Here is a 6,927-nt window from a genome sequence, read left to right on the forward strand (position 1 = left end):
GAATTAAGATTAAATATGACACCAAGAAAGGTTTTAAATGGGCTAACCCCCATCGAAGCCTATACGGGGCGCACATTGCACTTATTGTGTTAATCCAGCAATTGTGTAAATTGTGTAAATTATTAAAATTTGAACTTCTATTTGTTTTTGACTTGTTTGTCAGGTGCTGAATGTGCAAAAGCAGATCCCACCGCTTGCATGTTTAAGCGTGATTCTTTGCTCATGGCTCGATAGTGCTCAATCAATTTTTGTTCTTCGTTGGATATTGTGGCTTGGATCTGAGGTACTTTATTTCCCGTCAGGATATAAAAAATATCGCAACCATGCTCTGCTAACTTTTGTAGATATGCACCGCCCGGAACTTTTTCATCTCTTTCATAACATGCCTGAGCACCTCGTGAATGACCAGCCAAGCTAGCAAAGTCAGTCTGGTTTAATCCCAAGCGCTTACGTTCCTCTTTTAATCTGACACCTATAGTGATCAATAATTGCCTATTAACGTAACTTAGTGGATCACAATATAACATTATGACACAAGATAAGCATGATCGACGGTCGCGATTGCCAAGAGGTGTTATTTCTAAAAGGCAAGTCGCGTTACGGCTGTCCTTAGAAGAGGATGCTGAGTTAGAAGAAATTGCACGCGAAGAAAATCGCTCTAAAGCAAGTCTGGCTCGCATTTATTACTTGGCAGGTAAACGAGCGGCGCAAGCTCAAACTGAATAGGCAAGATGATAAAAAATATCATTATCAACTATTACGTCACTTCACCATACGTCTCAATTGGTAAGTATGCAGAACTCAGTGGCATACCAGAAAACACTTGCCGAGTAATGGTCAATAGAGGGGAAATAATCATCCGCCCAAAGCAAGGGGCTAAAGGTAAAATTCAGGTCAATATGGTCGCCATGCTGCAAGACGCAATCGAAAATAGCTGAGTATTAGCACATGAATGAAAAACTTTTGAGGCTGTTGTTTCAGATCCCAGATCCAATCACGGTCAATGAATTCCGCCGCCGCACCGGAAAATCAGAAAGCAGCATCCGCAAATTAATTAGCTGCGGTCGTTTGCCCATCAAAAATGAGCGCACACAGCGGGCTCACATCATGATTATGTGGAATGAATGGCTGGAAATAGTTTATGACGCCAATCAGAAAATTCCGTCATTTGAACGTGAAGGATGGAAAGCCAGTTGGTTAGAGGTGAATAAATTGGTGGATGATTAGTTAAATATGTATCAACCGGCAACATAATAACTAGGAGGTAAGAATAAATGCCGATATTGCTACCAACACCAGAGGAATTAAGTAAAGGCCGCGTTAAATTTGGCACGCTATTAATTCGTCCTTTACGCAAGAGAAACCCCGAAGCCTATATCACCACATACCAGGTGAATGATGGCGAGTATTCTTATGGCCGCTTCGATTCAAAAGAGCAGGCTCTCAGTTTTGCAAGACAACTGTATAGGAATAAATCTGATGAACGAATTAAAGAGGATGCAACATAAATACAAAGTTACTGGTGATGATATTAAATGACTTATATGGACACCGACCGAATTCAAGTCGATGAAAATATTTTTCTGACAAAAGTAGTCACAAACATATATTCGGCTTCAAAGAGCCCTGATGAAAATCCGCACTCTCTGTCCTCATTATTTCAACAGTCTTGACAGACTAAGCCATTTGTCAGGTTCACAGAGAGTCGGTACTACCTGTCAGTACATCTATTAATTACGGACTTCAATCACATAATCCCTCCTTGAGGGAGATAAACCGATTGTTGGTTAACCAATGCCCAAGCAATTCTGGCATTCTTATTGGCTAAGGCAACTACCGCCTTATTGACACCACTACGCTCTATCAAACCTTTTAGCCAGCGTTGCAATTCATTACATTGTTCATCAGGCCGCTTATTGAGTCTATACACGACAGAACGGGCACCATGTATCAGTATTCCCCTTAAATAGGAATTTCCCCGCTTACTGATACCGAGCTGTCTGACTTTTCCGCCACTACTATGTTCTTTGGGCACCAGCCCTAAGTAGCTGGCAAAATGGCGGCCATTTTTAAAATCCTTACCATCACCCAGCGTTATCATCAGAACTGAAGCGCCCAATGGCCCAACACCCGGTAATGTTAACAGTCTGCGGATATCTTCATGCTGGGTATTCAGATGGTTAAGACGCTTATCCAGTTCGTTCAGACGTTGCTGAAGGTCGTTTAATTCAAACAACAATTCTTGAAACAACTGACGACTCAATACTGTCAATTCATTTTCAGCATTTTCCAGATGGTCAGGTAAACATTGTTCTACCTTGTGAGCACTTTCCGGTATGGCAATGCCATATTCCAGCCCTAATCCGCGTATCTGGTTAATCAGTGCAATCCGGTTTTTCATCAGCCGCTGACGAACTCTATGCAGGCATTGAATATCTTGTTGCTCTATCGTTTTTTCCGGCACATATCGCATCCCCGGACGACTGTCAGCTTCTACAATGGCAATCGCATCATTTTTATCATTTTTACTGCCCATTCTGAAAGGCGCGACATATTGAGGGCTGATTTGTTTGACTTCATGCCCAAGCCGTTTGAATTGGCGACTCCAGTAATTGGCACTTCCACAGGCCTCCATTACAATTTTTGAAGGGGGTTGTTGCGCAATGAAAGCCGTCAGTTTATCGCGTGAAACCACCGTATTTTTAATCATTTTTCCAAGCGGGGATGCAATATGTAATTGAAACACTCGCTTTGCCAGGTCAATTCCGATAATTTGTTCCATTGGACACCTCTTCATATTTTTGCTGATGTATTCAGCATGGCTCACTGAAGCCGTTTACGGTATGGATGATGTTGATCATGATATGCCGTGCGGATGTTATGACGGATAAAATATGAGGTAAAAATACTGAATGAATAAACCTATTCTCGATATGTGTTGTGGTTCTCGAATGTTTTATTTCGATAAATCTAACCCTGACGTTTTATTTTGTGACATTCGCAGAGAGCAACATATTTTATGCGATGGCAGGAAATTAGATATTAACCCTGATCTGATAGCCGATTTTACAAACCTGCCATTTGATGATGAATCGTTTAATTTGGTTATATTCGACCCGCCTCATTTAATCAGAGCAGGTAAGAATGGTTGGCAAAGGAAGAAGTACGGTGCACTGAGTAGCGATATGTGGCGTGATGATTTAGCTCAGGGTTTTAAAGAGGCGTTTAGGGTATTGCGGCCAGAAAGAACGCTAATCTTCAAATGGAATGAAACGCAAATAAAGACCCGTGAGATATTGGCGTTAACCGATATTAAACCTGTTATTGGGCACCCGTCGGGCAAGCGCAGTTACACGCACTGGATGACATTTTATAAGAGAGGATAACATTACATGAAACACACCGCAGAAATAGAGATAACGGATTTTTCGAAAGGTCAGGATGGTAAAGCCGTAGCATTTGGCAAAGTATTCAACGATAGCAAAAAGCGATTCCCCGCCGGCTCTGAAATAATCACTTCATTAGTTCAGAATGCCGAAACGTATGAATCGGACGGTTATATAAAAACTCAAAATTCCATTTATAAAATTAGGAGACCAATAGGATAATGCCGGATATTACAAAAGAATTAGTATTAGATTCGCTATACGATAAATTTACCCGGAGAAATGAGGATGAACAATAAAAAAGAAATCACGGTAGAAGTAGACGAATTTCTGGTAAATGAAAACGCCCTAAATGCTGTCGTGAACGCGTTGGGTTATTCAAAAGAGCAATTTGTTGCAGAATTGCGAAAAGCGCAAAAGCACCAGGGGCTTAAATATATTACATTCGAAGCCGACGACACGGAATACAATATCCATGAAAATAATGATTGACGCACCAGCCGATGCGAATATCGGTTACGTTATGACTGTGGTTAGTGATTTCGTAAAAAAAAACTGATAGAGATAAAAATGGATTTTATATTGTTCGAATACCCCAAGACGAACGGGTAGTTACGCTAAAAGAAACGAGCGCAGGTAATATTATTGTTCGTGTAAGGTAAGGGTAATTTATGAAGCAATTCACCCCTCGCCCCTACCAAAACATCATTATTAATCATGAAATCGACATCACCCGCTCAAATATTTGGGCGGGAATGGGTATGGGCAAAACAGTAGCAACGTTAACCGCGCTGGAAGATTTGTACATGTCCGGTAGCGAAACTAAACCAACGCTAGTATTAGCCCCGTTACGTGTGGCTCGCTCCACATGGCCGGATGAGGCGAATAAATGGGGCCATCTACACAATATAGAAATGGTTCCGATTGTGGGCAGCGCCAAAGAGCGCACTGGGTCACTCAAAAATACCAATGCCAGTGTTTTTACCACCAACTACGATAACCTCGTCTGGCTGGTGGAAACACTAGGGAATAAATGGCCGTTCGCTACCGTCATTGCCGATGAGAGCACCCGGCTAAAATCGTTCAGGCTGCGTAAAGGGGGTAAAAGAGCCGCAGCACTGGCGAAAGTTGCACATAAGCATGTACGCCGTTGGGTGAACTTAACGGGTACGCCAGCACCCAATGGACTACTGGATTTGTGGGGGCAGTCGTGGTTTATCGATCAAGGCGAACGGTTAGGCCGGACGTACAGCGCATTCACGGGTCGTTGGTTTAACAATTTCCAACGACCCGGGCAACACTGGCCCGATTTAAAACCAAAGGATTTTGCGCAAGAGCAAATCCAAGCCGCGCTGAACGACGTCACTATCTCACTGGACGCGGCGGACTGGTTCGACATTGATGAGCCTATTCACAACGTCATTCATGTTGAACTGCCGCCAAAAGCGCGTACCCAGTACCAAGAAATGGAAAAAGAAATGTTTCTGGAGCTGGAGGGCGTCGGCATTGAAGCGCCTAACGCTGCCGCCAAGACGGTTAAATGTCTGCAAATCTCATCTGGCGCTTTGTACACCGATGATACTGGCGCATGGTCAGAGCTGCATGACGTCAAATTACAGGCACTGGACAGTATTATTGCTGAATCGGGCGGCATGCCAGTACTGGTCGCCTATCACTGGAAACACGATTTAGCACGTTTAATGAAAGCCTGTCCGAAAGGCCGCCATCTGGACGACAATCCACAGACTCTGCGCGACTGGAACAACGGGAAAATCCCCGTGTTATTCGCCCACCCCGCCAGCGCCGGGCACGGGCTGAACCTGCAAGACGGAGGCAACATTCTGGTATTTTTCTCTCACTGGTGGGATCTGGAGCAGTACCAGCAAATCATTGAACGTATCGGCCCTACCCGACAGGCTCAGGCCGGACACGACCGACCCGTTTTTATTTACCACATTATTGCTCGCGGCACGATGGATGAGCTGGTGATGGAGCGGCGTAATTCTAAACGAGAAGTGCAGGACATTTTACTAGAGGCTATGAAGAAGAGGTAGCAACATTCCGCGACAAAATTTTATGCAACACTGTTTAGGCAACGGTGATGCTCAGTCCGAACGGTTAACAGGTAATCGAGGTCAAAATGGGTGTGAAAACCGGCATCATTAGTGATGCCGATATGTCCGAAATCACGGGCTATCAAATCCCGTCTAAGCAGTGTGCATCGCTAAAAGAAGCCGGCATATTTTTTATTGTTCGAAAAGACGGGAAACCACGAACCACGTGGGAGCATTTTAATAACCCCCTGTCACAGCGGATTAGAAACTATGCTCCTGCCCCCCAGGAACCTAATTTCGGAGCGTTAGACTGATGGGTAGAAAACGTAAAAACCCCGCAGACAACTGGATGCCCCCGCGAGTTCGACGGGGGCGGTCGGCGTTTGAATTTCAGACATACGACAATCGGACAGTCCGTCTGTGTGATTTCTCTGCGACTCAGGCGGAAGTGTGGGTTGCCTATGAAAAAATGCTCGCTGATCAGAAAAATGAAGAAACGCTCACCGGTCTAGTTAATGCGTTTTTTTTCTCTGCTGAGTTTTCTGCATTAGCCAACGAAACCCAAAAGGACTACCGTAAATATGCGGGTAAGATTTTACCTGTATTTGGGAACATGTTGCCGGATAACATTAAACCACAGCATGTTCGCAAGTACATGGATAAAAGAGGGTTGAAAGCCAAGACCCAAGCCAACCGCGAGAAGAACTTCCTATCGCGCGTGTTTGGCTGGGGCTATGAGCGTGGGATCGTGCGCAGTAACCCCTGCAAGGGCGTGCGGCAATTCAAAGAAATTCCGCGTGACCGGTATATTACCGATGAAGAGTACAATGCACTCTACTCCATTGCGCCACCTATAGTTAAAGTGGCAATGGAGCTAGCATACTTGTGCTGTACACGACAGGCGGACATTTTAACGATGACCTATGCGCAGGTACAACAAGAGGGGATTTTTATCAAACAGGGAAAAACAGGGGTTGCACAAATCAAGGCGTGGACCGAACGGTTAGATGACGCTGTGGCAATGAGTAAAACCCTGCCTCTTGATAACGGCGTTAGTAGCATTTATGTACTCCACCAGCGTAAAGGATCAAAATATACCCGCGATGGTTTTAACAGCCGTTGGAAAAAAACGAAAGCTATCGCAAAAGACACTTTTCCGGAGCTGGACTTTAATTTCACCTTTCATGACCTGAAAGCAAAAGGCGTTTCCGACCTTGAGGGATCGCTGTCAGAAAAGCAGCAAATTACTGGGCATAAAAACATTACTCAAACGGCAAGATATGATCGAAAAGTGAATGTTGTCCCGGTCGTTGGTGGGCAAAAAAAGTAAATGAGAGGTCAAAAAATATAGTGAAAAAATATAGTGAACAAATAGTGAAAGGTGATTTGAGTGTCTAGTCCTGATATACGTTGACACTTATTTTACTCATCACCGCCTGATGATGTACGTCATCGGGCGTTTGATATTTTAGGGCTAAGTGGGGTCG

12 protein-coding genes are annotated in these 6,927 nt (G+C 44.1%); 10 read left to right on the plus strand and 2 right to left on the minus strand.

Features of this window, described 5'->3' with window-relative positions:
- Window positions 1–137: 137 nt before the first annotated feature.
- Window positions 138–443 (minus strand): helix-turn-helix domain-containing protein, encoded by a 306-nt coding sequence (locus Xbed_RS17530; RefSeq protein WP_244182540.1) that lies wholly within the window; start codon window positions 441–443, stop codon window positions 138–140.
- An 85-nt stretch (window positions 444–528) separates the two neighbouring features.
- Between Xbed_RS17530 and Xbed_RS17535 the strand changes: the two genes are divergently transcribed.
- The 4 genes from Xbed_RS17535 to Xbed_RS17550 are packed head-to-tail and all read left to right on the plus strand — an operon-like array spanning window position 529 to window position 1,508.
- On the plus strand, window positions 529–726 hold the full coding sequence (locus Xbed_RS17535) for a hypothetical protein (protein ID WP_086114132.1): 198 nt from the start codon (window positions 529–531) through the stop codon (window positions 724–726).
- Between the two features lie 8 nt (window positions 727–734).
- Window positions 735–938 (plus strand): DNA-binding protein, encoded by a 204-nt coding sequence (locus Xbed_RS20345; protein WP_086114142.1) that lies wholly within the window; start codon window positions 735–737, stop codon window positions 936–938.
- A 10-nt stretch (window positions 939–948) separates the two neighbouring features.
- A complete protein-coding gene (locus Xbed_RS17545; RefSeq protein WP_086114133.1) occupies window positions 949–1,227 on the plus strand; it encodes a Cox family DNA-binding protein in 279 nt (92 codons plus the stop codon).
- Between the two features lie 47 nt (window positions 1,228–1,274).
- Entirely contained in the window at window positions 1,275–1,508 is a 234-nt protein-coding gene (locus Xbed_RS17550) for a hypothetical protein (protein ID WP_086114134.1), read from the plus strand.
- A gap of 239 nt (window positions 1,509–1,747) precedes the next feature.
- Here Xbed_RS17550 and Xbed_RS17555 read toward each other — a convergent pair whose 3' ends face one another.
- Window positions 1,748–2,782 carry an IS110 family RNA-guided transposase gene (locus Xbed_RS17555; RefSeq protein ID WP_086114135.1) on the minus strand — a complete coding sequence of 345 codons (1,035 nt, stop codon included), beginning with the start codon at window positions 2,780–2,782 and terminating at the stop codon, window positions 1,748–1,750.
- A gap of 130 nt (window positions 2,783–2,912) precedes the next feature.
- Between Xbed_RS17555 and Xbed_RS17560 the strand changes: the two genes are divergently transcribed.
- The 6 genes from Xbed_RS17560 to Xbed_RS17585 all read left to right on the plus strand — a co-directional run bounded on the left by Xbed_RS17560 (window position 2,913) and on the right by Xbed_RS17585 (window position 6,770).
- Window positions 2,913–3,386, plus strand: a complete 474-nt coding sequence (locus Xbed_RS17560; RefSeq protein WP_086114136.1) for a class I SAM-dependent methyltransferase — start codon at window positions 2,913–2,915, stop codon at window positions 3,384–3,386.
- A gap of 6 nt (window positions 3,387–3,392) precedes the next feature.
- Window positions 3,393–3,608: a hypothetical protein gene (locus Xbed_RS17565; protein WP_086114137.1), complete on the plus strand. Its 216-nt coding sequence runs from the start codon at window positions 3,393–3,395 to the stop codon at window positions 3,606–3,608.
- Window positions 3,609–3,674: 66 nt separating this feature from the next.
- On the plus strand, window positions 3,675–3,878 hold the full coding sequence (locus Xbed_RS17570; RefSeq protein WP_086114138.1) for a hypothetical protein: 204 nt from the start codon (window positions 3,675–3,677) through the stop codon (window positions 3,876–3,878).
- Between the two features lie 179 nt (window positions 3,879–4,057).
- Window positions 4,058–5,440 carry an SNF2-related protein gene (locus Xbed_RS17575; protein WP_086114139.1) on the plus strand — a complete coding sequence of 461 codons (1,383 nt, stop codon included), beginning with the start codon at window positions 4,058–4,060 and terminating at the stop codon, window positions 5,438–5,440.
- A gap of 86 nt (window positions 5,441–5,526) precedes the next feature.
- Window positions 5,527–5,754 (plus strand): DUF4224 domain-containing protein, encoded by a 228-nt coding sequence (locus Xbed_RS17580; RefSeq protein WP_086114140.1) that lies wholly within the window; start codon window positions 5,527–5,529, stop codon window positions 5,752–5,754.
- Window positions 5,754–6,770 (plus strand): tyrosine-type recombinase/integrase, encoded by a 1,017-nt coding sequence (locus Xbed_RS17585; protein WP_086114141.1) that lies wholly within the window; start codon window positions 5,754–5,756, stop codon window positions 6,768–6,770. Before Xbed_RS17580 ends, Xbed_RS17585 begins: the two co-directional genes overlap by 1 nt.
- Window positions 6,771–6,927 lie beyond the last annotated feature (157 nt).

Origin of the sequence: Xenorhabdus beddingii (assembly GCF_002127545.1) — a bacterium.
Lineage (GTDB): Bacteria > Pseudomonadota > Gammaproteobacteria > Enterobacterales > Enterobacteriaceae > Xenorhabdus > Xenorhabdus beddingii.

What these genes read in the sequence shown, in the direction of transcription:
- Xbed_RS17570 (WP_086114138.1), top strand. Translation starts at nt 3,675, where the DNA reads ATGAACAATAAAAAAGAAATCACGGTAGAAGTAGACGAATTTCTGGTA.
- Xbed_RS17580 (WP_086114140.1), top strand. Translation starts at nt 5,527, where the DNA reads ATGGGTGTGAAAACCGGCATCATTAGTGATGCCGATATGTCCGAAATC.
- Xbed_RS17575 (WP_086114139.1), top strand. Translation starts at nt 4,058, where the DNA reads ATGAAGCAATTCACCCCTCGCCCCTACCAAAACATCATTATTAATCAT.
- Xbed_RS17560 (WP_086114136.1), top strand. Translation starts at nt 2,913, where the DNA reads ATGAATAAACCTATTCTCGATATGTGTTGTGGTTCTCGAATGTTTTAT.
- Xbed_RS17545 (WP_086114133.1), top strand. Translation starts at nt 949, where the DNA reads ATGAATGAAAAACTTTTGAGGCTGTTGTTTCAGATCCCAGATCCAATC.
- Xbed_RS17585 (WP_086114141.1), top strand. Translation starts at nt 5,754, where the DNA reads ATGGGTAGAAAACGTAAAAACCCCGCAGACAACTGGATGCCCCCGCGA.
- Xbed_RS17550 (WP_086114134.1), top strand. Translation starts at nt 1,275, where the DNA reads ATGCCGATATTGCTACCAACACCAGAGGAATTAAGTAAAGGCCGCGTT.
- Xbed_RS17535 (WP_086114132.1), top strand. Translation starts at nt 529, where the DNA reads ATGACACAAGATAAGCATGATCGACGGTCGCGATTGCCAAGAGGTGTT.
- Xbed_RS17565 (WP_086114137.1), top strand. Translation starts at nt 3,393, where the DNA reads ATGAAACACACCGCAGAAATAGAGATAACGGATTTTTCGAAAGGTCAG.
- Xbed_RS17555 (WP_086114135.1), bottom strand. Translation starts at nt 2,782, where the DNA reads ATGGAACAAATTATCGGAATTGACCTGGCAAAGCGAGTGTTTCAATTA.